The organism is Methylobacterium ajmalii, assembly GCF_036448855.1.
Lineage (GTDB): Bacteria > Pseudomonadota > Alphaproteobacteria > Rhizobiales > Beijerinckiaceae > Methylobacterium > Methylobacterium ajmalii.
The window spans coordinates 315,654-341,954 of record NZ_JAZFXT010000026.1 but is presented as its reverse complement, the minus strand read 5'-3'; the positions used below and the strand labels follow the sequence as shown (position 1 = coordinate 341,954).

Here is a 26,301-nt window from a genome sequence, read left to right as displayed (position 1 = left end):
GCGAAAACAGGACCAGCGCCTGACCAAGGTCAGGCTTGCCAGCCCGGACTGTCTCGAAGATGGCTCAGCGCCCGGGCCGCTGTCGCGGCCGGCGCCGATGAGTGGTCGTATAGGCTCCGGGTTTCGGCCCGTCAACCGGTTTCGTGAAAGCCTGACGACGGACTCCCCTCCCCTTTCGGTTTTTCGTTCTCGCCGAGCGTCCACCGCCACCCCCGGAACGGTCTCCCGCCGCGCTGCTGCGCATCGGCTGTATTACGCCAGCGCATGGGTCAGTAATCGGTCACGATGCGAGACGATCGAGCGTCATCGGACGTGCACACCGGCACTTTGGAGGCGTGATTCCGCCGCATTCTCGAAATGAAACGTTGACCTGCGGCGTCCCAGAACGCATGGGGCGATCACTCGATCACCGGAGTCGATTGAATGCTGGACCAAGACCAAGAAACCAACCTGGTTGAACGCGCTGCCGATATCGTGTCGGCCTACGTGTCCAACAACTCGTTACCGATCGCCGAGCTGCCGGCCCTGATCAGCGCCGTGCACCAGTCGCTGAGCCGGCTCGGCAACGTCGAGGCGGTGGAGCCGGAGAAGCCGACCCCGCTGATGCCGATCAAGAAGACGGTGACCCCGGACTACCTGATCAGCCTCGAGGACGGGAAGCAGTACAAATCGCTCAAGCGCCACCTCTCCACCCGCGGCCTCTCCCCCGAGGAGTACCGCCGCAAGTGGGGTCTGCCGCACGATTACCCGATGGTCGCCGCCAACTACGCCGCGCAGCGCTCCGAGCTGGCGAAGAACAGCGGTCTCGGCCGTCGTCGCAGCGCCTGAGGCGAAGCGCTCACTTATTGCCGTGAACGAAAGGAGCCCCCGTACCATCGGTCCGGGGGCTCCGTCATGTCAGACCCTCGTCGGGGGCAGGCCGGTCAGTGCGCCAGAACCCCCGAGGCATCGTCCTCGGTCCGCGCCGGTGCAGCCTTCGGCAGCGGCTCGTCCCACTCGATCGCCTCCGGCATCCGGATCAGGGCCCGCTGGAGAACCTGGTCCATCCGCGCCACGGGCACGATCTCGAGCCCGTTCTTCACGCTGTCGGGAATCTCCACCAGGTCCTTGGCATTCTCCTCGGGGATCAGCACGATCTTGATCCCGCCGCGGAGCGCCGCGAGCAGCTTCTCCTTGAGACCGCCGATCGGCAGCACCCTCCCCCGCAGCGTCACCTCGCCGGTCATGGCGATGTCGCGACGCACCGGGATGCCGGTGATGACCGACACGATCGCGGTCGCCATGGCGATGCCGGCCGACGGCCCGTCCTTCGGGGTCGCCCCCTCCGGCACGTGGACGTGGATGTCACGGCGATCGAACAGCGGCGGCTCGACGCCGAAATCGACGGCCCGCGAGCGGACGTAGGACGCCGCCGCCGAGATCGACTCCTTCATCACGTCGCGCAGGTTGCCGGTCACCGTCATCTTGCCCTTGCCGGGCATCATGACGCCTTCGATCGTGAGCAGCTCGCCGCCGACCTCGGTCCAGGCCAGACCCGTCACGACGCCGACCTGATCGTCGGTCTCGATCTCGCCGTAGCGGAACTTCGCCGGGCCGAGGAAGGTGTCGAGGTTGTCGGCCGTGACCGTCACGCTCTTCACACCCGACATCAGGATCTCCTTCACCGCCTTGCGGATCAGGTTGGAGATCTCGCGCTCCAGGTTCCGCACGCCCGCCTCGCGGGTGTAGCGGCGGATCAGGAGCATCAGGCCGTCATCGCTGATCGACCATTCCTTCGGCTCGAGCCCGTGCTTCTTCAGCGCACCCGGCATCAGGTGCTTGCGCGCGATCTCGACCTTCTCCTCCTCGGTGTAGCCGGCGATGCGGATCACCTCCATCCGGTCGAGCAGGGCCGGCGGGATGTTGAGGGTGTTGGCGGTCGTCACGAACATCACGCCCGACAGGTCGTAGTCGACCTCGAGGTAGTGGTCGTTGAACGTGCCGTTCTGCTCCGGATCCAGCACCTCGAGGAGCGCCGCGGACGGATCGCCGCGGAAATCCATACCCATCTTGTCGATCTCGTCGAGCAGGATGAGCGGGTTCGAGGTCTTGGCCTTGCGCATCGACTGCACGATCTTGCCGGGCATCGAGCCGATATAGGTCCGCCGGTGACCGCGGATCTCGGCCTCGTCGCGCACGCCGCCGAGCGACATGCGGACGAACTCGCGGCCCGTGGCCTTGGCGATCGACTTGCCGAGCGAGGTCTTGCCGACGCCGGGCGGTCCGACGAGGCACAGGATCGGTCCGGCGAGCCGGTTGGCACGCTGCTGTACCGCTAGGTACTCGACGATCCGCTCCTTGACCTTGTCGAGGCCGAAGTGGTCGGAATCGAGCATGGCCTGGGCGCCGGGCAGGTCCTTCTTGATCTTCGAGCGCTTGCCCCACGGGATGCCGAGCATCCAGTCGAGGTAGTTGCGCACGACCGTCGCCTCGGCGGACATCGGCGACATCTGGCGCAGCTTCTTCAGCTCGGCCAGCGCCTTGTCGCGCGCCTCCTTGGACAGCTTGGTCTTCTCGATCTTGTCCTCGAGCTCGGCCAGCTCGTCGCGGCCGTCCTCGTCGCCGAGTTCCTTCTGAATGGCCTTCATCTGCTCATTCAGGTAGTACTCGCGCTGGGTCTTCTCCATCTGCCGCTTGACGCGGGTGCGGATGCGCTTCTCGACCTGCAGCACCGAGATCTCGCTCTCCATCAGCGAGAGCACGCGCTCCAGCCGCTGGGCGACGGTCGGGATCTCGAGGATCGCCTGCTTGTCGGAGATCTTGACGGCGAGGTGCGAGGCGACCGTGTCGGCGAGCTTCGAGGGCTCGTCGATCTGGATCACCGCCGAGACCACCTCGGGCGAGATCTTCTTGTTGAGCTTGACGTAGTTCTCGAACTCCGAGATCACCGAGCGGGCGAGCGCCTCGGCCTCGATCTTGTCGCCGAGATCGTTCGGCAGCACCTCGGCCTCGGCGGCGTAGTACTCGTCGGAGCGGACAAAGTCCTGGATCTTGGCGCGGCCGCCGCCCTCGACCAGCACCTTCACGGTGCCGTCGGGCAGCTTGAGCAGCTGCAGCACGCTGGCGAGGGTGCCGATGGTGTAGATCGCGTCGGTCGCCGGGTCGTCGTCGGTGGCGTTGACCTGGGTGGCGAGCAGGATGTGCCGGTCGGTGCGGACCGCCTCCTCGAGCGCCCGGATCGACTTCTCCCGCCCGACGAAGAGCGGCACGATCATGTGCGGGAAGACCACGATGTCGCGCAGCGGCAGGACCGCGTAGGTCCCGCTCGTGCCGGGGACGACGGGCTGGCGCGATTTCGGCTGGGTCATTGACTGACTTCCTTGTGTGGTGACGCCCAGGTCCCTCCCCTCATGGGGACAAGCAGGAGGAACGCAGGGGGCCGACCGGGCCGCGGGGGTCGGAAACGAGAGAGCGGCCGGGTCGCGGCACCGCACCTCGTGTAGGGTGAGCATGCGGCCGCCGCGTTGACTGTCAGGTGGCTTTCCGGGGCGCCGCTTTCAAGCACCATGCCACCCGGTCGCAGGCGGGCGCCTCTCACGCGAGAGGCCGCCGTTTCGGCGGCGGCCTCTCGTCGTCGTCAGGCGCTGGCGCTGGCCGGCGTCTCCTTGCCGCGGTCGCCGTGGATGTAGAGCGGCCGCGACTTGCCGTCGACGACCTCCGGCCCGATCACCACCTGCTCGACCGAGTCGAGGCCGGGCAGGTCGTACATCGTCTCGAGCAGGATGCTCTCCAGGATGGAGCGCAGACCGCGGGCGCCGGTCTTCCGCTCGATCGCCTTGCGGGCGACGAGGCTGAGCGCCTCCTCCTGGAACGTCAGGTCGACGTTCTCCATCTCGAACAGGCGCTGGTACTGCTTGACCAGGGCGTTCTTCGGCTCCTGGAGGATGCGCTTGAGGGCGGTCTCGTCGAGGTCCTCGAGGGTCGCCAGCACGGGCAGGCGGCCGACGAATTCCGGGATGAGGCCGAACTTCAGCAGATCCTCGGGCTCGACGTTGCGGAAGATCTCGCCGGTGCGGCGGTCGTCCGGTGCCTGGACGGTGGCGCCGAAGCCGATCGAGGTGCCCTTGCCACGGGCCGAGATGATCCGCTCCAGCCCCGCGAAGGCACCGCCGCAGATGAACAGGATGTTGGTCGTGTCGACCTGGAGGAATTCCTGCTGCGGGTGCTTGCGGCCGCCCTGCGGCGGCACGCTGGCCACCGTGCCCTCCATGATCTTCAGCAGCGCCTGCTGGACGCCCTCGCCCGACACGTCGCGGGTGATCGAGGGGTTGTCCGACTTGCGCGAGATCTTGTCGATCTCGTCGATGTAGACGATGCCGCGCTGCGCCCGCTCGACGTTGTAGTCGGAGGCCTGGAGCAGCTTGAGGATGATGTTTTCGACGTCCTCGCCGACGTAGCCGGCCTCGGTCAGCGTCGTCGCGTCCGCCATCGTGAACGGCACGTCGAGGATGCGGGCCAGGGTCTGGGCCAACAGGGTCTTGCCCGACCCGGTCGGGCCGATCAGCAGGATGTTGGACTTCGCCAGCTCGACGTCGTTGTGCTTGGTCGCGTGCGCCAGGCGCTTGTAGTGGTTGTGCACAGCCACCGACAGGACCTTCTTGGCAAAGTCCTGACCGATGACGTAGTCATCCAGGACCCGCCGAATCTCCTTCGGGGTCGGTACGCCGTCCCGCGACTTCACCAGCGAGGACTTCGATTCCTCGCGAATGATGTCCATGCACAGCTCGACGCACTCATCGCAGATGAAGACGGTCGGGCCCGCGATCAGCTTGCGAACCTCGTGCTGGCTCTTGCCGCAGAACGAGCAGTACAGCGTGCTCTTCGAGTCGTTGCCGCCAGCCTTGCTCATATGGGTCTCCAAGTCCCCGACCGGCCCCGCCCCGGGGACGCGACCGCATCGCTTTTAGATAGTGGCGCCCGGCTAAAGAAACAGTCACCGCCTCCCGCGCCGCCGGGCGCCCGGTGCAGAATCGCGATGCAAACACGCAGCCACCGCCGGATCAATCCCACCGATGCGACAGGCTCCCGCCAAATGGCCGCATCGGTGGGCCCGACATCGAGGGCGGCCCCGTCCTTGTGGGGCAGGCCCCGCCATGCCGGGGGTTCCCCCGGAGACATGAGGGCCTGCCGCCGCAAGGGATCGCTTACGCCTGGGCCGGCGCCTCGGCGCGCTTCTGGAGCACCTCGTCGATGAGGCCCCACTCCTTGGCGGCGTCGGCGGTCATGAAGTTGTCGCGCTCCAGGCCCTGCTCGATGGCCTCGTACTCGCGGCCGGTGTGCTTCACGTAGATCTCGTTGAGGCGCCGCTTCAGGGCCTCGATCTCGCGGGCATGGATCAGGATGTCGGTGGCCTGGCCCTGGAAGCCGCCGGAGGGCTGGTGCACCATGATCCGGGCGTTCGGCAGCGCGAAGCGGTGGCCGGCCTCGCCCGCGGCCAGCAGCAGCGAGCCCATCGAGGCGGCTTGGCCGACGCAGAGCGTGGCGACCGGGCAGCGGATGAACTGCATCGTGTCGTAGATCGACAGGCCGGAGGTGACCACGCCGCCCGGCGAGTTGATGTAGAAGGAGATTTCCTTCTTCGGGTTCTCTGCCTCGAGGAACAGCAGCTGCGCCACGATCAGCGACGCGGAATAGTCCTCGACCGGACCGGTCAGGAAGATGATGCGCTCGCGCAGCAGGCGCGAATAGATGTCGAAGGCACGCTCGCCGCGGCTCGACTGCTCGACCACCATGGGCACGAGCGCGCTGTTGTAATAATCGACCGGATCTCTCATCTCACTGGCCCTCTGAACGGAACCCGGCCGCCTCCAGGCGGCCGGGGTAGCGGCGATAACGAACGACCTCGCAGGCCCCCGTCCGCCGCCCGTTCGAGGGGGCCGACCGGGATCAGGCCGGGTTGGACTCACCCGCGGGAGCGGCCTCGGCCGAATCACCCTTGGCCTTGTCGGCCTTGGCCTCCTCGGCGTCGTCCTCGTCGGCGAACAGCGCCTCCTTGGAGACCGGCTCCTCGACCAGTTTCACCTGGCCGAGGACGTGGTCAACCACCTTCTCCTCGAACAGCGGGGCGCGCAGCTCGGCGAGCGCCTGCGGGGTCTTGCGGTAGAAATCCCAGACCTGCTGCTCCTGGCCGGGGAACTGGCGGACGCGGGCGATCAGGGCCTGATTCACCTCGTCGTCCGAGACCTTGATATCGGCGCTCTCGCCGGCCTGCGCAAGCACCAGGCCGAGACGCACGCGGCGCTCGGCGATCCGGCGGTACTCCTCGCGGGCCTTCTCCTCCGTGGTGTCCTCGTCCTCGAAGGTCTTGCCGCGGTTCTTGAGGTCCTGCTCGACCTGGGCCCACACGGCGGCGAATTCCTGGTGGACCAGGCTCGGGGGCAGCTCGAACGAGTAGCGGGTGTCGAGGGCGTCGAGGAGGCCCTTCTTCAGCTTCTGGCGCGAGGCCGCCTCGTACTCGCGGCCCATGGTGGTCCGCACGGCGTCCTTGAGGGCGTCGAGGGAATCCATGCCGAAGTTCTTGGCGAGCTCGTCGTCGATCTTGAGCTCACCCGGCAGCTTGATCGCCTTCACGACGACGTCGAACTCGGCTTCCTTGCCGGCGAGGTGCTCGGCGCCGTAGCTCTCCGGGAAGGTCACCTTGACGAGACGCTCGTCGCCGACCTTGGCGCCGAGGAGCTGGTCCTCGAAGCCCGGGATGAAGGTGTTCGAGCCGAGGTCGAGGTTGATGTCCTCGCCGGTGCCGCCCTCGAACGGGGTGCCGTCGATGCGGCCGGTGAAGTTGATGGTGAGGCGGTCGCCCGACTCGGCGTACTGGCCCTCGGGCCGGTCCTCGAACGGGCGGTTGGCCGAGGCCATGCGCTCGATGGTCTCGGCGACCTCCTCGTCCGACGGGGTGACGACCTGCTTGGTCAGGCTCACGTCCGAGAGGTCGACGAGGTCGAAGCTCGGCATCACCTCGAGGGCGATCGTGAAGGCGAGATCGGCCTTGGCGTCGAGCGCCTTCTCGATCTGGTCCTTGTCCTCGGGCATCTGGATCTGAGGCTCGAGGGCGAGCTTCAGCTTGTTGTCCTCGACGATCTTCTGGTTGGCCTCGTTGACGGCGTTCTGGACGACGTCGGCCATCACGGAGCGGCCGTAGACCTTGCGCAGGTGGGCGACCGGCACCTTGCCCGGGCGGAAGCCCTTGATCTGCACCTTGCCCTTGATCCCGTCGAGCTCGGTCGCGAGCCGGGTCTCCAGCTCGGCCGCCGGCACGACCACCTGGAATTCGCGCTTGAGCCCCTCGGACTTGGTCTCGGTCACCTGCATCGTCGTCATTCCGCCTTGCGCTCTCGAATCCGGCCTGGCTGCGGACCCGGACGGCGCTGGCTTGCACCGTGCGACGGGACCCTCAGGACAAGGAGCCGGCCCTGCTGCTTGAACCCAATCCGTCGTGTCGCCTGGCGGAGATGGTGCGGGCGGAGGGGCTCGAACCCCCACGACTCTCGTCACTGGAACCTAAATCCAGCGCGTCTACCAATTCCGCCACGCCCGCGACGCTCGCGCCCGGCGCTGTACGCACCCGGGCGCGGCTCTATAGCATGGTGGATCGGTCACGCAGCAAGAATTTTGGGCCCGGCCTCGCCCCGCGTCCGCACCCCGGCTACAAGGCGGCTCGCCGTCACCGGGCCCATCCCGCCCGCGGACCGCCCTTCTCCCGCACAGAGCGAGGTGCCATGCCGTCGTCCCTGCCGCCCTCGCGCCGCGCGCTGCTTGCCGGCGCCGCGCTCTCGCTCGCGCCCGCCCTCGTCCGGGCGCAGGGCGGCGCCCCGCAGGCCGGTACCGCTGCGCCGGGTGCCGCGGTCGCGCCCGGCCCCGGGGCGGAGGCCCGGCCCCTGACCGCGCAGGCCGCCCGCGCCCGGCTCAAGCCGGAGCCCGCGCCCGAGACCCCGGTCTGGGCCTTCGACGGCCGGTCCGCCCCTCCGGTGATCCGGGTCAAGCTCGGCGAGGCGGTGCGCCTGCGCCTCGAGAACAGGACCGAGAAGCCGCTGTCGCTGCACTGGCACGGGGTGCGCAACCGCAACGCCATGGACGGGGTCGGCGGGGTGACGCAGGCCCCGGTCGCGCCGGGCGGCAGCTTCGTCTACGAGTTCACCCCGCCGGATGCCGGCACCTTCCTGATCCGGCCGCTCGTGGTCGGGGGGGCGAGCGAGCCCTCTGGCCGGGGTCTCGCCGGAATGCTGGCGGTCGAGGAGAAGACCCCGCCGGTCGTCGACCGCGACGTGCCGCTCCTCTTGCAGGACTGGCGCCTGGAAGCCGACGGCACGCTCGCGCCGTTCGGCCAGGCGGCCTTCGCGGCGAGTTCCGGCCGGCTCGGCAACGCGCTGACGATCAACGGCCGGCCCGCCCCGGAGACGATCGAGGCGGCGCCGGGCACGCGGCTGCGGCTGCGCCTCGCCAATGCCTGCAACGCGCGGGCGACCCGGATCCGCTTCGACGGGCTCAAGGCCTGGGTGGCGGCCGTCGACGGGCAGCCGACCGACACGTTCGAGCCCCTGCGCGCCACCCTGCCCTTCCCGCCCGGCACCCGCTACGACATCCTGCTCGACGTGCCGGGCGCCGCCGAGCCGGCAGGCGCCGTGGTGGCGCTGATCGGCGCCGGAATGCCGCTCGCCCGCATCATCGCCAAGGGCGAGCCGGTGGCGGCGCGCCCCGCCGTCGCGCCGATCGGCGAGAACAAGCTGCTGCCGCCGGAGATCAAGCTCCAGAACGCCTTCCGGCGCGATATCGCGATCGCCGGCGGGGCGACCTTCGACAAGGCCAAGCCCGACGCCGCCCCGGCCTTCACCGGCGACCCGACCCGGATCTGGACGCTCAACGGCGCCGCCGGCCGGGCCGAGAACCCTCCCCTGTTCACGGTCAAGCGCAACACCGCGGTGGTGCTGGCGCTCACCAACACCACGGCCTTCCCGCAATCGCTCCACCTGCATGGCCACGCCTTCCGCCTGCTCCATCCCCTCGACGACGGCTGGGAGCCCTACTGGCTCGACACGTTCCAGCTGCTGGAGGGCCGCACCGCCCGAATCGCCTTCCTGGCCGACAATCCAGGGAAGTGGCTCGTCAGCGCGACGGCGCTCGAGCGGTTCGATACCGGCCTGTGGGGCTGGTTCGAGGTCAGCTGACCGCCTGCGTCGGGCGGTCGCACCTCGCGCGTCCGCCAAGCTTTCGGCCCGCATCCAAGTCCTTGATGCGGGTCGACATGCCGGACTTTGCTTGAGACTTGGCAGTCGTCCGATCGAGAAAACGTGTTAACGCCGGTGAATGCATCGGCGGAATGCTGGGCGCATGCTCGGTCGCAGCAGTGCGTACCGGCCTGCAGCGCATCGACGAGGTGCCCAGCATGGAACATCAGCCGCTTCGCCACATCCGCGACATCGCCGATATCGGGACGGTCCCGCCCCTCCTCGACGATCCCGTCCTCGAGGGCCGCCGGGCCCGGCTCGAACGCTTCGCCACGATCCTCGAGCGCGACCCGGACCGCAGCTTCCTCACCCTGGAGGAGATCGAGTTCGTGCCGCGGGGGATGCGCGCCGGCATCCGGGCCGACAACTCGCCCCTCGCACTCGCCGCGGCCGACCCGGTCCTGCGGGCGAACGGGCTTGCCGACGACACGTTCGGGGAGGCGCGGCGCTTCTTCGGCCTGAGTACCGGCGAGGCCCACCGCCTGCTCTGCTCCTGCGTGAACGGGCGCAGCGTCAAGGCCGGCCCGACCGCCAAGCGCCTGCGCCGCCTCGCCGCCCGCCGACCGGGCCTGTGGCTCGCCTACGCTGGCGCCGCCGGCCTCGTCGCCCTGCCGGGAACCCTGCTCCTGTTCGGTTGAGCCGGACCCGCAACGGAAAAAGGCCGCCCTGGCGGGCGGCCTTTTTCACGCCGCGCGAAGGCGGCCCAACCTCAGAAGACCAAGGATTACTTGATCTTGGTCTCCTTGAACTCGACGTGCTTACGCGCGATCGGGTCGTACTTCTTGAACGACAGCTTGTCGGTCTTGGTCCGCGAGTTCTTCTTCGTGACGTAGAAGAAGCCGGTATCGGCGGTCGAGAGCAGCTTGATCTTGATGGTGACGGCCTTGGCCATGGCGCGACCTCGTATGATGAAAGGGGGTTGCGCCCGGAAGACCGAAACGCAAAACGGCCGGGCAGGCCCGGCCAGAACGCGGCGCCTTCCTGCCCCATCACCCCGCGGGCGTCAAGCCCGGCGGCCCGACGCTCCCGGGGCACGCGCCGTCCGCGTCAAGCCCGCGCGACGCGGCGCCGCTTCTCACGGCGCGGCCCGGATCATCCGCCCGCCGACCACCGCCAGATAGGCGACGAAGAGCAGGGCCAGCGCCCAGGCGAAGCCGTGCGGCGAGGCGAGGTCCATCCCGCCGCCGACGAGCGGCGGACCGAGCACCAGCCCGATATTGTAGAGGACCAGGAAGGCCGCGTTGGCGCCGGCCAGCGCCGCACCGTCGAAGCGGGCGCCGAGATGGGCGAGCCCGACGGTGTAGAGCGTGCCGGCGATGCCGCCCCAGGCGAACAGGATGACGGCGAGCAGCCGCACGTCGTCGGCGCCGAGCGGGAGCGCGGCGGCGCCGAGGGCGCCGAAGAACGCGGCGGCGAGCAGGAGCCGGCGCTTGTCCACCTTGTCGGCCAGCAGCCCGACCGGGATCTGGAACAGCACGTTGCCGAGCGCCGCGACGCTGACGAGCCCGGCCGCCTGCTCCGCCGTGAGGCCGAGGCGCAGGCCGTAGATCGGCAGGATGGCGAAGCCCCCGGTCTCGACCGCGCCGTAGATCAGGGCGGCGAGCGTCGCCGAGGGCGCCACCCGCAGGTAGCCGAGGAAGCCGCGCCCGCCCTTGCGCGGGATCTCCGGCGACAGGTCACGGGCGAGGAAGAGCGGCAGCGTGCCGGCGCAGAACAGGGCCGCCCCCGCCAGGTACGGGGCCCAGCCGGCGGTGCCGAGGAAGCGCAGCAGGGCCGGGCCGATGGCGAAGCCGAGCGCCAGGACGGTGGCGTAGACGCCCATCACCAGCCCACGCCGGGTCGGGGGCGCCGCCTGGTTGATCCAGAACTCGGAGAGCACGAACAGCACGCCGAGCGCGGCCGAGAACACGAAGCGGAGCGGGAACCACCAGGCGAAGTCGCGCACCGCCCGGAAGCCAAGGAGCGCCACGGCCGCGACCGCGATGGCGCCGAGCAGGAGCGGCATCACCCCGAGCCGCGCCGCCACCCGCGGCACGAAGGGCAGGACGACGATGCTCGCCACCCCGGCCACCGCCGTGTTGACGCCGATCCAGGTGTTGGAGAGGCCCATCCGCTCCATCTCCAGGGAGAGGAGCGGGATCGACAGGCTGAGCCCGATGCCGACCACGGCCACGCAGGCGATGGCCGCCGCGATGGCCGCGAGGCGCGCACGCCCGAATTCGGAATCGGAGGGAAGGCTGGTCATGACGCGGGGTCGCCGGCAGGGCGGGTCCGTATGGACCAGCCGCCCCTGGAAGACCACCCTGCGGCCCGCTTCCTAGAGCTCCACCCTCGTGTGCTCGCCGTCGACGTCGCGGAAGAACGGCACCGGCAGCATCGGCGAGAAGCCCGCCTCGAGCCTCGCCTCCAGCTCGTCGAGGACGATGCCGGTGATGCGCGGCAGGTCGAGCCGGCGCGCCTCGGTCAGGTCGACCCAGGCGAGCTCGGTCAGCTCGGAATCGGGGCCGACGATGCCGGGGGTCTCGGCTACCACCGCCTCGCGGTCGACGGCGAAGAACCGGGTGTCGAAGCGCTTCGGACGCGAGGGCGGGGTGATCGCCCGGGCGACGAACTGCAGCAGTTCGAGATCGGGCATCACCCCGGCCTCGCGGAAGGCCGACCAGGCGCCGGGCGGCGCCATCTCGGGCGGGCCGTAATCGAGGGAGCCGATCATCAGCCCGGTCTCCTCGTAGGTCTCGCGGATCGCCGCGAGCGCCAGGACCCGGCCGAGATGGAACAGCGGCGGGTGGACCTGCTCGGCGAGCGCGGCTTCCGCCCGGTCGTTGAGGGTGCCGGCGACCGGCATGGAGCGGTCGCCGAGCTCGATCCGGCCGCCCGGAAACACGAACAGGCCGGGCATGAACTTGTGGCCGGCGTGGCGCTTGCCCATCAGCACCTTCGGCCGCTCGCCCGAGCGGTCGAGGATGATCAGCGTCGCGGCGTTGCGGATCCGCAGCGGGCGCGCCTTGCGTTCAGGCGCGGCCGGAGCCGATGGGTCGTGCGTCGGTCCCGCCGCCATGGCGCGTCTCCGTCTCGTTCCGGGCCGGCCCGTCCACCGGGCGGGCCCCGGCGCGGCGTATCGCGGAAAAGCCGTGCATGCCAAGGGCGTATTGCAGCCCGACCACCGCCCCCTTGGTCGGCTGGAGCAGCAGGAGCGAGGCGACGAGAGCGACCGTCGGCCAGACCGTCATCTGGAGCCAGAGCGGCACGTCGTAGCGCATATCGGTCTCGAGCACGGCCCAGCCGACGAGGTGTCCGACGACGAAGATCACCAGGTAGGGCGGCAGGTCGTCGGCCCGGTGGTGATGCAGCTCCATCCCGCAGGATTCGCAAGCCTCCCGCACCTTGAGGAAGCGGTGGAAGAGGCGCCCCTCGCCGCAATGCGGGCAGCGGTTGCGAAAGCCGCGCCACATCGCGAGCGCCCAGGACGGTTGCTCCGGCGCCTGCGCCACCGCGGGCGGGCGGGCCCCGCCCACGGGCTCGGCGGCGGGTCCGGCATGGATCTCGATCATGCGCGTCTCCCGCGGCGCTTGGTCAGGCTCTCGCGGCGCTCGGGCGCCGGCCGGCCCTTGCGCGGCCCGCCGCGGGCCGGCGCGGGGGCTGCGGTACGGTCGCCGCCGGCGATCGCGAAGCGCAGGGCCCCGGCCACCGGCGCGGCCTCCATCAGCTGCACCTCGACCTTGTCGCCAAGGCGGAAGGTCTGGCGCGTGCGCTCGCCGACGAGGGCGTGGCGGCCCTCCTCGTGGCGGAAATACTCGGCGCCGAGCGTCGAGATCGGCACGAAGCCGTCCGCCCCGGTCTCGTCGAGCTTGATGAACAGCCCCGAGCGGGTGACGCCCGAGACCTGGCCCGCGAAGGTCGCGCCGACCCGGTCGGCGAGGTGGTGGGCGATCAGGCGGTCGATCGTCTCGCGCTCCGCCGCCATGGCGCGGCGCTCGGCGGCCGAGATCTGCTGGCCGATCTCGGCGAGCGCACCGCCCTCCATGCCCGACGGCAGGCCGTCGTCGCCGAGCCGCAGGGCCCGGATCAGGGCGCGGTGGACGACGAGATCGGCGTAGCGCCGGATCGGCGAGGTGAAGTGGGCGTAGCGGCGGAGCGCCAGGCCGAAATGGCCGGCATTCTCGGCGGCGTAGACCGCCTGGGCCTGGGAGCGCAGCACCACCTCGTTGAGGAAGAGCTGGTGCTCGCTGCCCTCGACCATGCCGAGGATGCGGTTGAACAGGGCCGGGCGGAGGTTCGCCTCCTTGGGAAGCTTCAGGCCGATCGAGGCCATCACCTCGCCGAGCGCCCGCATCTTCTCGAGCGAGGGCTCCTCGTGGACGCGGTAGATCAGGGCCTGGCGCGCGGCTTCCAGGACCTCGGCCGCCGCGACGTTGGCCTGGATCATGAACTCCTCGATCAGCCGGTGGGCGGAGAGGCGCTCCGGCACGATCACCCGGTCGACCCCGCCCTCGGCGTTGAGGATCACCTTGCGCTCGGGCAGGTCGAGCGCCAGGGGGCCGCGGGCGTCGCGGGCGACGGCCAGCGCGTCGTAGGCGGCCCAGAGCGGGCGCAGCACCCCGTCGAGGATCGGGCCCGTCACCTCGTCGGGCCGGCCGTCGATCGCGGCCTGCGCCTGCGCGTAGGCGAGCTTGGCGCGCGAGCGCATCATGACCCGGTGGACGCTGTGGCGAAGTTTTCGCCCCTCCGCCGTGATGATCATCCGCACGGCGAGCGCCGGCCGGTCCTGGCCGGGCCGCAGGGAACAGAGGTCGTTCGAGATCCGCTCGGGCAGCATCGGCACCACCCGGTCGGGGAAGTAGACCGAGTTGCCGCGGATCAGCGCCTCGCGGTCGAGGGCGGAGCCGGGCCGGACATAGGCCGCGACGTCCGCGATGGCGACGGTGATCACGAACCCGCCCGGATTGGCCGGATCGGGATCGGGCAGGGCCATCACGGCGTCGTCGTGGTCCTTGGCATCCGGCGGGTCGATGGTGACCAGCGGCAGCTCGCGCCAGTCCTCGCGGCCCTCCAGGCCGACCTCGCGGGTGGCGTCCGCCTCCGCCAGCACCTCGCGCGGGAAGACGTGCGGGATGCCGTGGGCATGGATCGCGATCAGGCTGACCGCCTTCTCGGAGCCGAGGCTGCCGAGGCGCTCCTTGACGCGCCCCTGCGTCAGCCCGAAGCGGTCCTCGCGGCCGAGCGCCACGGTGACGAGGTCGCCGTCCAGCGCGTCGCCCTCCCCGCCCGGCGGCACCGCGATCTCGCGCCCTTGCGCCTTCTTGTCCACGGGCACGATGCGCCCGCCGCCCGTGGGGAGCGCCCGGAACACGCCGAGCGTCTCGGCCTTGTTGCGGCCGATCACCTTGATGACCCGGCCGAGGTAGCGCCCGGGCGTGTCGCCGTCGGGCTCGACCTTGACGAGCACCCGGTCGCCGGTGCCCGGCGCCGGCCCGTCGGCCCGGCGCCCGCGCGGCGTCAGCACGGTGATAACGGGGGCGGGTCCGGCCTCCGGGTCCCACTGCGCGGGCCGCGCCAGCAATTCGCCGTCGCGGTCGCGCCGGCTGTCGATGTCGGCGACCACGACCGGGGGCAGGCGGCCGGCCTTGCGCAGGCCGGCGCGGTCCTTCTCGATCGCGCCCTCCTCCTGCATCTCCTTGAGCAGGCGCTTCAGCTCGATCTTGTCGGAGCCCTTGATCCCGAAGGCGTGCGCGATCTCGCGCTTGCCGACCTTCTGGGGCGAATCCTCGATGAAGGCGAGCACCGCCTCGCGGGTGGGCAGCGGCGCGTGCGCGGGCTTGCTCTTCGGGGAAGGGCCCGCCTGGGGATGGTCCCCGGGGTGAAGTCTCTTGGCCAACAACTCGATCCAGGCGGCGTGACGCGCTCAAGGCCCGGCGGGCGAGCCGCGGCCGCTCCTGCGAAATATGGGCCGAGTGCGGCCACGGGGCAACGGTCGGCTCCCGCGGGCGGGGCGTGATCCCGGAGCAGGATCGCCGCAGGTCGGTCGTCACAGCATTCCGGCGTACCAGACAAGCAGACAGGCAGTCGAATCGGTTACTCCTGCAAAACATCGTTAATCATTCGCTTCAAAACGGTCGACAATCGAAAACAGATTTTCGCGCCAGTTGCCTTGACCATAATGTCAGCAAGTCTCCAGATGATGTCGCCCGAATCGGGCATCGATCACATCAAGACATCAGATCCCGAGACTGCGATGACCAACAGATTCGCCGGGCGCGCATCCGCGTCCACCGCCCTCAGCCGTCGCCGGCTGTTCCAGTCGGGCGCCTTGGCGGCCGGCGCCGCCCTCGGCAGCCGGATCCCCGGCGCCGCCGCCCTGGAGGGCCCGGCGCCGCGGGGGCTCGACGCCCTGGCGCGCGACCTGAAGGGCCGCCTGATCCGCCCGAACGAGCCGGGCTTCCGGGTCGCGGCGTGGCCGAACAACGGCCGCTGGGCCGACGTGCTGCCGCTGGCGGTGGCGATGTGCGTCGACGACCGGGACGTGCGCGCCTGCCTGGCCTGGGCGCGCCAGGAGCGCCAGACCTTCGCGGTGCGCTGCGGCGGCCACAACTACGCGGGCTTCTCGACGACGAGCGGCCTGCTCATCGACGTGAAGCCGATGAGCGCGATCACCTTCGACCCGAAGACCGGGCTGGTGACGGTCGGGGCCGGGGCCAGCAACCAGGACATGGCCGACGCGTTCCGGGCCACCGGCCTGGCGATCCCCTCGGGCCGCTGCCCGACGGTGGGCATCAGCGGGCTCACCCTCGGCGGCGGCTGGGGGTTCTCGGCGACGCGCAACGGCCTGACCTGCGACGCCCTGCGGGCGACCGACGCGGTGACGGCGGACGGCGTCCTGCGGCGCGCCAGCGCCCGCGACGACGCCGCGCTGTTCTGGGCCGCCCGCGGCGGCGGCGGCGGCAACTTCGCGGTCCACACCGCCTTCACCTTCGAGCCGCACCCGGTCTACGACGTCACGGTGTTCAACATCGTCTGGCCGGCCCGCCATCAGGTCGAGCTGATGCTGGACCTGCAGGACATCCAGCTCAGGAATCCGGGGCTGATCTCGACCCGCAGCAAGCTCGCGCCGGCCGCCGCCGGCCCGGTCAGCCGCGGCGGCCTGCGGGTGCAGACCCTCGGCCAGTTCTTCGGCTCGCCCGACCAGCTGCGGGCCGTGCTCGACCGCCCCCTCTCGCGCTCCCGCCCGATCGTCGCCGAGATCAACGCGATGAACTACTGGAGCGCCCGCGACTACCTCGTCACCGACGACCCGGGCGGCCTCTACGACATGCGCTCGAGCTACGTGGCCGGCGGGCTCGGCGGCGAGGCGATCGAGGCGATGATCGGCTGGATGGAGAAATGGCCGGGCGGCTCCGTGCGCCAGGACAACATGGGCATCCTGTTCGCCGCCGGCGGTCAGGTGAAGGCCGTGAAGCCGACCGACACGGCTTATGTCCACCGCGATTCCGACTTCATCGTCGAGATGGAGACGTCCTGGAGCCCGCTCGACACGCCCGACACCGTCGCGCGCCAGCAGGCCTGGCTCACCGAGTACTTCGCGGCGATGCAGCGCTTCGTGAAGCCGCAATCCTACGTCAACTTCCCGAGCCGCGACCTGCCGAACTGGCTCAACGCCTATTACGGCGAGAACGTCGGCAAGCTCTGCGAGGTCAAGCGCCGCTACGACCCCGACAACGTGTTCAGGTTCCCGCAGAGCATCCCGCTCACCGCCCCGGCGTGACGGTGCGGCGACGACCAACGAAAAAGGGGCCGGATCGCTCCGGCCCCCTCGTCTCTCGTTCCAGCAGCCGGTGACGGCTTACAGCGAGTAGTAGTTCACGAACTCGATCGGGTGCGGGGTCATCTCGTAGCGCATCACCTCGGTCATCTTCAGCTCGATGAACGAGTCGATGAAGTCGTCGCTGAACACGCCGCCGGCCTTGAGGAACTCGCGGTCGGCGTCGAGGCTGGTGAGCGCCTCGCGCAAGCTGCCGCACACGGTCGGGATCTCCTTGAGCTCCGCCGGGGGCAGGTCGTAGAGGTCCTTGTCCATCGCCGGACCGGGATCGATCTTGTTGTTGATGCCATCGATGCCGGCCATCAGCATGGCGGCGAACGCCAGGTAGGGGTTCGCCATCGGATCGGGGAAGCGGACCTCGACGCGCTTGGCCTTCGGCGAGGTCGTCCACGGAATCCGGCACGAAGCCGAGCGGTTGCGGGCCGAGTAGGCCAGCAGCACCGGCGCCTCGTAGCCCGGGACCAGGCGCTTGTACGAGTTGGTCGACGGGTTGGTGAAGGCGTTGAGCGCCTTGGCGTGCTTGATGATGCCGCCGATGTACCACAGGCACTCCTGCGACAGGTCGGCGTACTTGTTGCCGGCGAAGACCGGCTTGCCGTCCTTCCAGATCGACTGGTGGACGTGCATGCCCGAGCCGTTGTCGCCGTAGACCGGCTTCGGCATGAAGGTCGCGGTCTTGCCGTAGCTCTGGGCGACGTTGTGGATGCAGTACTTGTAGATCTGCATCTGGTCACCCATCAGGGTGAGCGTGTCGAACTTCATGCCCAGCTCGTGCTGGGCCGAGGCGACCTCGTGATGGTGCTTCTCGACCTTCACGCCCATCGACTGCATGGCGGCCAGCATCTCGCCGCGCATGTCCTGGGCCGAATCCTGCGGCGGGACCGGGAAGTAGCCGCCCTTGATCTGCACGCGGTGGCCGAGGTTGCCGCCCTCGTACTCGGTCTGGCCGTTGATCGGCAGCTCAACCGAATCGAGCTTGAAGCCGGTGTTGTACGGGTCGGCGGAGAACCGCACGTCGTCGAAGACGAAGAACTCGGCCTCGGGGCCGACGAAGATGGTGTCGCCGATGCCGCTGGCCTTGACGAAGGCCTCGGCCTTCTTGGCGATGCCGCGCGGGTCGCGGCCGTAGGGCTCGCCGGTCATCGGCTCGAGCACGTCGCAGACGATCGACATGGTCGAGGCCGAGAAGAACGGATCCATGCAGGCCGTCGCCGGGTCCGGCATCAGCAGCATGTCGGACTCGTTGATCGCCTTCCAGCCGGCAATCGACGAGCCGTCGAACATCGTGCCCTCGGCGAAGATGTCCTCGTCGACCAGCGACACGTCGAAGGTGACGTGCTGCCACTTACCCCGCGGATCGGTGAAGCGGAAATCGACGTACTTGACGTCGTTTTCCTTGATTTCCTTGAGGACGTCCGTCGCGGTCTTAGACATTCTCGTTTGATCCCTTCCTAGAACGGCGTCGAGGCCGCCGTGAAGCCGCGGTCCTGGGGGTCAGGCCGCGGTTTTCGTCGTCGCAGAGAGGGGGCCGGCGGTCAGGTCGCGCCTCGATCAGATCGCGTCCTGACCGGTCTCGCCGGTGCGGATGCGGATCGCTTCCTCGATCGAGGACACGAAGATCTTGCCGTCGCCGATCCGGCCGGTCTGGGCCGACTTGCGGATCGCCTCGACGGCGCCGTCCACCAGCGTGTCGGGCAGCACGATCTCGAGCTTCACCTTGGGCAGGAAGTCGACCACGTACTCGGCGCCCCGATAGAGCTCCGTGTGGCCCTTCTGGCGGCCGAAGCCCTTGGCCTCGATCACCGTGATGCCCTGAAGGCCGACCTCCTGCAGGGCCTCCTTCACCTCGTCGAGCTTGAAGGGCTTGATGATCGCTTCGATCTTCTTCATGCCGGGCGGGCCTAGTCTGCAACGGTTCCGGCGGCCTTCCTAGCATCGTGCCGCGCCGACCGCCACGGGGGATTTCCCAGGAGCAGATCGGGAATGCTCAATCCGTAAGCAATTGCTGCGCGTTTGTTGCGCAATTCGACGTTCCCAACCCGGGTGCCGCGGCAAGGCGGGACCCCTCGGGCGTTCCTCGGAGTATGACGCGATGGCCGGAACCGAATTGCTGACAACGGACGAGATGCGCCGGGCCGACGCCGCGGCGATCGCCGCCGGGACGCCGGGCCTCGACCTGATGCGCCGGGCCGGCGCCGCAGTGGCCGAACGCGCGGAGGCGATGGCGATGGCGGGGGCGAGCGCCGGCGAGGGCCGGGTCCTGGTCCTGTGCGGGCCGGGCAACAACGGCGGCGACGGGTTCGTCGCCGCCCGCCTCCTCGCCGCGGCAGGGATCGCGGTCGAGGTCGCGCTCCTCGGGGATCGTGCGGCGCTTCGGGGCGATGCCGCCGCAGCGGCCGCCGAGTGGACCGGCCCGGTCGCGGACGCGGCCGGCGCCGAGCCGGCGGGTTTCGCGCTTGTGGTCGACGCCCTGTTCGGCGCCGGTCTCTCCCGCCCGCTCGACGGCGCGGCGGCCGCTCTGGTCGGGCGCATCAACGCCTCCGGCGTGCCGGTGCTGGCGGTCGACGTGCCCTCGGGCCTCGACGGCGATACCGGCGCTCCCCTCGGGCCGGTCGTGACCGCGACCGAGACGGTGACCTTCGCGCGGCCGAAGCCCGGCCACCGGCTGCTGCCGGGCCGGCGCCTGTGCGGACCGGTGACGGTGGCGGAGATCGGCATCCCCGACGCGGTCGTGACGGGGATCGGGGCGCAGGCCCACGACAACGGGCCGGACCTGTGGGGCGCCGCCTTTCCGCGCCTGAGCGCCGAGAGCCACAAGTACACCCGCGGCCACGCCGTCGTGCTGTCGGGCCCGGCCCACCGCACCGGCGCGGCGCGTCTCGCCGCCCGGGGCGCCCTGCGGATCGGCGCCGGCCTCGTCACGCTCCTGTCCCCGACCCCGGCGCTCGCCGAGAACGCCGCCCAGATCACCGCGATCATGCTGCGCCCCTGCGACGGCGCCGACGACCTCGACGACACCCTCACCGACGAGCGCCTCAACGCCATCGTCGCCGGACCCGGCCTCGGCAACGGCGCGCCGACCCGCGATCTCGTGCGGGTGGCCTGCGAGGCCGGCCGCGGCCTCGTCCTCGACGCCGATGCCCTGACGAGCTTCTCGGGCCGGGCCGACGAACTCGTCGAGATGATCGCGGCGGGCGGGTCCCAGGCGGTCGCGACGCCGCATGACGGCGAGTTCGCGCGCCTGTTCAAGGGCGTGGCGGCGGTGCCGGCGGAGGGCTCGCGCCTCGCCCGGGCCCGCGCCGCGGCGGCCTTCCTCGACGCCGTCGTGGTGCTGAAGGGCGCCGACACGGTGATCGCCGCCCCCGACGGGCGCGCCGCCATCAACGCCAACGGCACGCCCTGGCTCGGCACCGCCGGCAGCGGCGACGTGCTGTGCGGGTTCGTCGGCGGGTTGCTGGCGCAGGGCATGCCGGCCTTCGAGGCCGCGGCGGCCGCAGTCTGGCTCCACGCCGAGGCCGGCCACCGGTACGGGCCGGGCCTGATCTCGGAGGATTTGCCGGAGCAGATGCCGGCGGTGCTGCGGGCGTTCCTGGAGCGGCTCGGCGCAGCGTGAGATGGCGGGGCGCGGGCGCGGCCTCGCGCCCCTGCGGTCCGCGGGACCGATCGGAGGACGACGGCGAAACGCCGGGTCGGGACCGGCCTTTCACGCCGCCGCCGCGACCACCCGGTTGCGGCCGGTCTGCTTGGCCTCGTAGAGCGCGAGGTCGGCGCGCTTGAGCAGCGCGCCCGGCTCGCCGTCGCCGGCCTGGCGGGCGGCGACGCCGATCGAGACCGTGACGTCGATCGAGCAGGTGCCGCGCTGGACCACGAACGGCGCCGCCTCGATCCGCTCGCGGATCCGCTCGGCGACCTGGCGGGCGGCCTCGAGCGCGGTATCGGGCACCACCACCACGATCTCCTCGCCGCCGAACCGCGCCACCACGTCGATGCCGCGGGTCTGGGAGCGGATGCGGGTGGCGAATTCCTTCAAGACCTCGTCGCCGGCATCGTGCCCGAAGCGGTCGTTGATCGACTTGAAGCGGTCGATGTCGAGGATCAGCAGCGCGACCGGCCGGTCGCGCAGGGACGGCTCGGAAAAGAGGCCGGCGAGGTAGCTGTCGAGGTAGCGCCGGTTGTGAAGGCCGGTGAGCCCGTCGGTGACGGCGAGGTCCATCGAGGCCTGGACCGATTCGCGCAGCGAGTGCGAGAAGCGCTTCCGCTTTACCTGGGTGCGGACCCGGGCGACGAGCTCGTTGCGGTCGATCGGGCGGACCAGGTAGTCGTGCACGCCGAGGTCGAGGCCGCGCATGATGCGGGCGCGGTCGCCGGCATCGGCCAGCATCACCACCGGCACGGTGCGGGTGCGGTCGAGGGAGCGCAGCTGGCTGCACAGGCGCAGGCCGTCATGGTCCTGCAGGTCGAGGCTGACCAGCACCACGTCGTACTCGCCGGCCTTGACCCGCTCCAGCGCCTCCTGGGGCGTCGCCACGGTCTCGACGCAGTGGTACTGGCCCAAGGCCGCGGAGAGGCGGTCGGCGGCGGAGCGGCGGTCCTCGACGATGAGCACGTTGGCGTTGTGCCCGGTCTCGGCGGCGGCCGCCGCCAGGGGATCGCCGACCCGCGAGGCCATGGCGCGGCTGCGCAACTCGTCGGTCACCGCCTTGAGGCGCACCAGGCTGCGCACCCGGGCCATCAGGGCGGTGTCGTCGATGGGTTTGGTCAGGAAATCGTCGGCGCCGGCATCGAGCCCGCGCAGGCGGTCGCTCGGCTGGTCGAGGGCGGTGACCATCACCACCGGCAGGTGGGCGGTGGTCGGCGTCGCCTTGATCCGGCGGCAGACCTCGAACCCGTCCATCCCCGGCATCATCACGTCGAGCAGCACGATGTCGCACAGGCCCTTCTCGCAGATCGCGAGGGCGTCGGGCCCGTTCATCGCCGAGACGACATCGAAATATTCGAGCGTCAGCTTCGTCTCGAGCAGCTTGATGTTCGGAAAGAGGTCGTCGACGATGAGAACACGTGCCGACATGGAAGGACAGGCCTCTCTCAGCTTCTGCTCAGCTCTGGCGCTCGTCGCCAACGTAGGTCCGCACCGTCGCGAGGAACTTCGCGACCGAGATCGGTTTCGACAGATACGCTTCGCAGCCACCCTCGCGGATGCGCTCCTCGTCGCCCTTCATGGCGAAGGCCGTGATGGCGATCACCGGAATGCCCTTGAGGTCGTCGTCCTCCTTGAGCCATTTAGTGACTTCGAGGCCCGACACTTCGGGGAGTTGGATGTCCATCAGGATCAGGTCAGGCCGATGCCGGCGCGCCAGCTCGATCGCCTCGATCCCATTGGCCGTCTTGAGGGTCGCGTAGCCGTGAGCCTCCAACAGGTCGTTGAAGAGCTTCATGTTCAGCTCGTTGTCCTCGACGATGAGCACCGTCTTCGTCATGGCTCACTGTCTCCGGCGCTCCAGCGGGCCGCGTCACACCCCGGCTGCGACCGGAACCGCAACACTGTTAAGCGACACATGTTGATGAAACGCAAATTCGATGGATTTGCCAGGGGGACGAGTCCCCGTGGCGGAGTGCTGAGCGAATCCGCCGCGGAGGCGCTGGGAGCCCGTGTCTTCGACTACGTCACGGGGGATCCGGGCCGGCTGCTGCGCTTCATGGAGAGCTCCGGCCTGTCGCCCGATGCCCTGCGGCAGGCGGCCGGCACGCCCGAGCTCGCGGCCGGCCTCCTCGACCACGTCGTGGCGGACGAGGAGCTGCTGCTCGCCTGCGCGGGCGCCCTCGAAGTCGCGCCCGAGCAGATCACCCAGGCCTGGCGCCGCCTCGGCCCGCCGGACGCGGGCGAGTTCGGGGCGTGAGCGGCGCGCCGCTCTGCCGCGATTGCGGCGAGACGGTTCCGCCCGGCACCCCGCGCTGCCGGGCCTGCGGCTCGCCGCGCCTGCTCGCCCATCCGGAGCGCGACGCGCTGTCGATCGCCCACGTCGATTGCGACGCCTTCTACGCCGCGGTCGAGAAGCGGGACGATCCCGCCCTGCGGGATCGGCCGCTGATCATCGGCGGGGGCCGGCGCGGCGTGGTGGCGACCGCCTGCTATATCGCCCGCATCCGCGGGGTGCATTCGGCGATGCCGATGTACCGTGCCCTCGAGGCCTGCCCGGACGCGGTGGTGCTGCGGCCCGACATGGAGAAGTATGCCCGGGTCGGCCGGGAGGTCCGGGCGATGATGCAGGACCTCACGCCGCTGGTCGAGCCGGTCTCGATCGACGAGGCCTTCCTCGATCTGTCGGGCACCGACCGGCTGCACGGGGCGCCGCCCGCCGTCACGCTGGCGCGCTTCGCCCGCCGGGTCGAGGACGAGGTCGGCATCACGGTCTCGGTCGGGCTCGCGCCCAACAAGTTTCTCGCCAAGATCGCCTCGGACTTCGAGAAGCCCCGCGGCTTCTCGATCATCGGTCGCGCCGAGGCCGCCGCCTTCCTGGCGGGAAAGCCGGTGCGGATCCTCCCGGGCATCGGCCAGGCGGCGGCCGAGCGCCTCGCCGCGCTCGGCATCCGCCAGGTCGGCGACATCGCCCGGGTCGCGCCGGAGCGGCTGCATGCGGGGCTGGGGCGCGACGCCTCCCGGCTGCTGGCGCTCGCCCGCGGCGAGGATCCGCGCCGGGTGCAGCCCGTGCGGGAGACGAAGAGCATCTCGGGCGAGACCACCTTCGCGGAGGACCTGCGCGGCTTCTCGGAGCTGCGCCCGATCCTGTGGCAGCTCTGCGAGAAGGTGGCGCGGCGCCTGAAGCGGGCGGAATTCGCCGCCGGCAGCGTCACGCTGAAGCTGAAGGACCGGGATTTCCGGCTGCGCACCCGCACCCGCTCGGGCCTCGCCCCGACGCAGGTCGCCGAGCGGCTATTCCGCCCGGCCGAGGCGCTCCTGCGCGAGGCCTGCGACGGCACCGCCTACCGGCTGATCGGGATCGGGGCCGGCGACCTGTGCGGGGCGGCGCATGCCGACCGGGGCGACCTCGCCGACGTGTCGGCCCTGCGCGACGCCAGCCGGGCCGCCGCCATCGACGCCCTGCGGGACCGCTTCGGCGCCGCGGCGGTGCAGCGCGGCCTCGGCTTCACGCCGCAGGAAGCCGAGCGGCCGGCCCGGGCCAAGCCGGACCGGACCGGGCGGGAGCCCTAGGGTCGGACCACGGCCAAGGCCCGCACGATCAGGGCTTGCAGTCCTTGCTCTCGGGCAGGAGGTCGATGCGCGACAGCTCGCCCTTGAGGGAGAACTCGCCGTAATCGAGCCGCAGGGCGGCGCTGACGCCGTTCTCGTAGAGGTCGAAGGCGAGCACGTAGACCGGGGTGCGCTCGCCCTCGCCGGGCGAGAAGTAGCTCAGGGTCACCGGCCAGTGCGGCATCGTCGCCATCGCGCCGTCGCGCAACGCCGCCTCGACCGGGACGGGCTTGGGCGCCGGGGCGTCGGGCCTGGTCTCGGGCTTGACCTCCGTCTTGGTCTTGTCCGAGCCGCGCTGCGCCCCGATCACCGCCAGGGTGTCGTAGACCTTGCGGCCGTCGTCGGACCCGTCGAACACCTTGATGGCGACCGTGGACTGCCCCGCACGCGCGGCCTCGATCAGCCGCCTCATGTGGGCGGCGGGAAACAGCACCTCCCCGGGCACGCTCATCTCGCCGCGCTTGGGCTGCTTGAGGCTGACCGAGAGGCCCTTGTCGCCCCGCTCGGCATTGCCGTCCACCGGGGCGGTCGTCTTGCCGTTGAGGTCGGACTGGGTGCGGAAGCGGAAGCTGCGCCCGTCGCCGCTCTCGAAGGTGGTGTTGCGCAGGTCGGAGGTGCGGCTGCCGCTCTCCGAGCTCTCCAGCACGGTGACCTGGCGGTACTGCAGGGCGAAGCCCTTGCAGGCGTCGCCGGTGAAATCGAACACGATCCGGCCGCGGGCGCTTTCGACCGCGCGGGTGCCGGAGCTGCCGGACAGCGACAGGTCGTAGACGGCGCGATGGGGCGCGAGATGCACGCTCTCCGCCGCGAGAACGGGCGACGAGAGCGCGAGCACGACGCACGCGAGGAGTGTCCGCATGAAATCTCCCGGACGGGCCGCCGGTGATGGCGTTGGCCCTATTGTCCGGGTCAAGATAGGTCCCGCCCCGCCACCCGGCAACGTGCCCGCCCGGCCGGTGGCGGCGCGGGCCGTGGCAGCGCGGCCACGCTTGTCCGAGACCGCACCGGAAACGCGCACAGGTCGCGGCGCGCGGCGGCGGTTCAACCCAGGCGCATCGCCCCCTGCGCCGGCGACCGGGCGCTGAGAAGTCCAATTAAAGATCTGATATATAATGTTTTTTTTCGATATGTTGCGCGGCGGCGCGACGATGGGCCGGCCGCGCGGTGCGACCGTCGCACCCGGTTTTGCCGGGGGGCGCGGGCTCGGGGAAAAACCGGCGCGGCCGCGGGCCGGACTCTTGCGCGGATGTTAGGGCGTCCTGTAGGTTCACCCCGTCGCCAGCGCCCATGGCGTGGCGGCGATCACCAGCAGGATCGGATGGACTGAACGCGCGGTCGAACGGCGGGCCGCTCGCGGCTGCGCGCCGATTCCATGGGTGATGTCGGGGGAGTGGAGGCGGCGATGATGGATGCGGGTCCGGGCTGGACGAATGAACGCGTCGAGCTTCTCAAGCGGCTCTGGAGCGACGGCCACAGCGCCAGCCAGATCGCCGCCGAGATCGGCGGAGTCTCCCGCAATGCGGTCATCGGCAAGGTCCACCGCCTCGGTCTCGCCGGGCGGGTGACGAAACCCAATGGGGCTCAGGCGGCGTCCGGCCGCCGTCCGCGCGCCGAGGCCGAGTCCCCAGGCGCCTCCGTCGCGCCGACCGTCCTCGCCCCCGCGCCGCCGGCCCTCGCGCTGATCCAGCCGACATCGGTGCCGTCCGCCGTCGCGCTGCCGGAGAGTTCCCGCGTCACCATCATGGAGCTGCGCGACTTCATGTGCCGCTGGCCGATGGGCGACCCCTCGACCCCGGATTTCCGTTTCTGCGGCGACCGGGCGATCACCGGCCTGCCCTACTGCACCCACCACAGCCGCATCGCCTACCAGCCCGCCGCCGAGCGCAAGCGCGACCGCAAGGTCGTCGGCTTCCGGTAGTCGCGTCCCGGGCCGGCAAGACCCGGCCCTTTCGATCGTGTCGAGAATATCGCTCGAA

General features: G+C 70.4%; 22 protein-coding genes and 1 tRNA gene. 8 read left to right on the top strand and 15 right to left on the bottom strand.

The window, feature by feature from the left end; all coding sequences use genetic code 11:
• Positions 1–423: 423 nt before the first annotated feature.
• Positions 424–828: a Ros/MucR family transcriptional regulator gene (locus tag V3T34_RS13215; protein ID WP_091883237.1), complete on the top strand. Its 405-nt coding sequence runs from the start codon at positions 424–426 to the stop codon at positions 826–828.
• 95 nt (positions 829–923) lie between these two features.
• Here the strand turns inward: V3T34_RS13215 and lon are convergent, their stop codons facing one another.
• From lon to V3T34_RS13190, 5 genes are all read right to left on the bottom strand, one after another.
• Positions 924–3,347: an endopeptidase La gene (gene lon, locus V3T34_RS13210; RefSeq protein ID WP_091883234.1), complete on the bottom strand. Its 2,424-nt coding sequence runs from the start codon at positions 3,345–3,347 to the stop codon at positions 924–926.
• 269 nt (positions 3,348–3,616) lie between these two features.
• Positions 3,617–4,888, bottom strand: a complete 1,272-nt coding sequence (clpX, locus tag V3T34_RS13205; RefSeq protein WP_048427129.1) for an ATP-dependent Clp protease ATP-binding subunit ClpX — start codon at positions 4,886–4,888, stop codon at positions 3,617–3,619.
• Between the two features lie 295 nt (positions 4,889–5,183).
• Positions 5,184–5,813: an ATP-dependent Clp protease proteolytic subunit gene (locus V3T34_RS13200; RefSeq protein WP_048427128.1), complete on the bottom strand. Its 630-nt coding sequence runs from the start codon at positions 5,811–5,813 to the stop codon at positions 5,184–5,186.
• 112 nt (positions 5,814–5,925) lie between these two features.
• Positions 5,926–7,347, bottom strand: coding sequence for a trigger factor (gene tig, locus V3T34_RS13195; protein WP_305076548.1), 1,422 nt, complete (start codon positions 7,345–7,347; stop codon positions 5,926–5,928).
• Between the two features lie 141 nt (positions 7,348–7,488).
• Positions 7,489–7,573 (bottom strand) — tRNA-Leu (locus V3T34_RS13190).
• Between the two features lie 181 nt (positions 7,574–7,754).
• Between V3T34_RS13190 and V3T34_RS13185 the strand changes: the two genes are divergently transcribed.
• Both V3T34_RS13185 and V3T34_RS13180 read left to right on the top strand, forming a co-directional pair.
• Positions 7,755–9,200, top strand: a complete 1,446-nt coding sequence (locus V3T34_RS13185) for a multicopper oxidase family protein (RefSeq protein ID WP_305076415.1) — start codon at positions 7,755–7,757, stop codon at positions 9,198–9,200.
• 218 nt (positions 9,201–9,418) lie between these two features.
• The gene (locus V3T34_RS13180) at positions 9,419–9,898 is read left to right on the top strand and encodes a hypothetical protein (protein WP_060849163.1); all 480 of its coding nucleotides are present in this window, start codon (positions 9,419–9,421) and stop codon (positions 9,896–9,898) included.
• 86 nt (positions 9,899–9,984) lie between these two features.
• On the opposite strand, the gene rpmG is transcribed toward V3T34_RS13180, so the two are convergent.
• The 5 genes from rpmG to rnr all read right to left on the bottom strand — a co-directional run bounded on the left by rpmG (position 9,985) and on the right by rnr (position 15,135).
• Positions 9,985–10,152 carry a 50S ribosomal protein L33 gene (gene rpmG / locus V3T34_RS13175; protein ID WP_060845477.1) on the bottom strand — a complete coding sequence of 56 codons (168 nt, stop codon included), beginning with the start codon at positions 10,150–10,152 and terminating at the stop codon, positions 9,985–9,987.
• Between the two features lie 183 nt (positions 10,153–10,335).
• Positions 10,336–11,505: an MFS transporter gene (locus V3T34_RS13170; RefSeq protein ID WP_060845476.1), complete on the bottom strand. Its 1,170-nt coding sequence runs from the start codon at positions 11,503–11,505 to the stop codon at positions 10,336–10,338.
• Positions 11,506–11,577: 72 nt separating this feature from the next.
• Positions 11,578–12,318, bottom strand: a complete 741-nt coding sequence (locus V3T34_RS13165) for an NUDIX hydrolase (RefSeq protein WP_060845475.1) — start codon at positions 12,316–12,318, stop codon at positions 11,578–11,580.
• Positions 12,272–12,811 carry a DUF983 domain-containing protein gene (locus tag V3T34_RS13160; protein ID WP_407942701.1) on the bottom strand — a complete coding sequence of 180 codons (540 nt, stop codon included), beginning with the start codon at positions 12,809–12,811 and terminating at the stop codon, positions 12,272–12,274. The genes V3T34_RS13165 and V3T34_RS13160 overlap by 47 nt, the downstream gene beginning before the upstream one ends.
• Positions 12,808–15,135: a ribonuclease R gene (gene rnr / locus V3T34_RS13155; RefSeq protein WP_407942700.1), complete on the bottom strand. Its 2,328-nt coding sequence runs from the start codon at positions 15,133–15,135 to the stop codon at positions 12,808–12,810. Before rnr ends, V3T34_RS13160 begins: the two co-directional genes overlap by 4 nt.
• 357 nt (positions 15,136–15,492) lie before the next feature.
• Between rnr and V3T34_RS13150 the strand changes: the two genes are divergently transcribed.
• A complete protein-coding gene (locus tag V3T34_RS13150) occupies positions 15,493–17,019 on the top strand; it encodes an FAD-binding oxidoreductase (RefSeq protein ID WP_305076416.1) in 1,527 nt (508 codons plus the stop codon).
• A 78-nt stretch (positions 17,020–17,097) separates the two neighbouring features.
• On the opposite strand, the gene glnA is transcribed toward V3T34_RS13150, so the two are convergent.
• Both glnA and V3T34_RS13140 read right to left on the bottom strand, forming a co-directional pair.
• The gene (glnA, locus tag V3T34_RS13145; RefSeq protein ID WP_060845474.1) at positions 17,098–18,510 is read right to left on the bottom strand and encodes a type I glutamate--ammonia ligase; all 1,413 of its coding nucleotides are present in this window, start codon (positions 18,508–18,510) and stop codon (positions 17,098–17,100) included.
• A 117-nt stretch (positions 18,511–18,627) separates the two neighbouring features.
• The gene (locus tag V3T34_RS13140; RefSeq protein WP_060845473.1) at positions 18,628–18,966 is read right to left on the bottom strand and encodes a P-II family nitrogen regulator; all 339 of its coding nucleotides are present in this window, start codon (positions 18,964–18,966) and stop codon (positions 18,628–18,630) included.
• A gap of 202 nt (positions 18,967–19,168) precedes the next feature.
• Here V3T34_RS13140 and V3T34_RS13135 point away from each other — a divergent pair, with 202 nt between their 5' ends.
• Positions 19,169–20,689 carry an NAD(P)H-hydrate dehydratase gene (locus tag V3T34_RS13135; protein WP_305076417.1) on the top strand — a complete coding sequence of 507 codons (1,521 nt, stop codon included), beginning with the start codon at positions 19,169–19,171 and terminating at the stop codon, positions 20,687–20,689.
• A 90-nt stretch (positions 20,690–20,779) separates the two neighbouring features.
• Here V3T34_RS13135 and V3T34_RS13130 read toward each other — a convergent pair whose 3' ends face one another.
• Positions 20,780–22,144, bottom strand: a complete 1,365-nt coding sequence (locus V3T34_RS13130) for a PleD family two-component system response regulator (RefSeq protein ID WP_305076418.1) — start codon at positions 22,142–22,144, stop codon at positions 20,780–20,782.
• A 28-nt stretch (positions 22,145–22,172) separates the two neighbouring features.
• The gene (locus V3T34_RS13125) at positions 22,173–22,553 is read right to left on the bottom strand and encodes a response regulator (protein ID WP_060845470.1); all 381 of its coding nucleotides are present in this window, start codon (positions 22,551–22,553) and stop codon (positions 22,173–22,175) included.
• A 135-nt stretch (positions 22,554–22,688) separates the two neighbouring features.
• On the opposite strand from V3T34_RS13125, the gene V3T34_RS13120 reads away from it, so the two are divergent.
• A complete protein-coding gene (locus tag V3T34_RS13120; RefSeq protein WP_244533422.1) occupies positions 22,689–22,973 on the top strand; it encodes a DUF3572 domain-containing protein in 285 nt (94 codons plus the stop codon).
• On the top strand, positions 22,970–24,286 hold the full coding sequence (locus tag V3T34_RS13115; RefSeq protein WP_091883212.1) for a DNA polymerase IV: 1,317 nt from the start codon (positions 22,970–22,972) through the stop codon (positions 24,284–24,286). The genes V3T34_RS13120 and V3T34_RS13115 overlap by 4 nt, the downstream gene beginning before the upstream one ends.
• A gap of 28 nt (positions 24,287–24,314) precedes the next feature.
• On the opposite strand, the gene V3T34_RS13110 is transcribed toward V3T34_RS13115, so the two are convergent.
• Entirely contained in the window at positions 24,315–25,184 is an 870-nt protein-coding gene (locus V3T34_RS13110; RefSeq protein WP_060845468.1) for a cell envelope integrity EipB family protein, read from the bottom strand.
• A 543-nt stretch (positions 25,185–25,727) separates the two neighbouring features.
• On the opposite strand from V3T34_RS13110, the gene V3T34_RS13105 reads away from it, so the two are divergent.
• The gene (locus V3T34_RS13105; protein WP_060849158.1) at positions 25,728–26,243 is read left to right on the top strand and encodes a GcrA family cell cycle regulator; all 516 of its coding nucleotides are present in this window, start codon (positions 25,728–25,730) and stop codon (positions 26,241–26,243) included.
• Positions 26,244–26,301 lie beyond the last annotated feature (58 nt).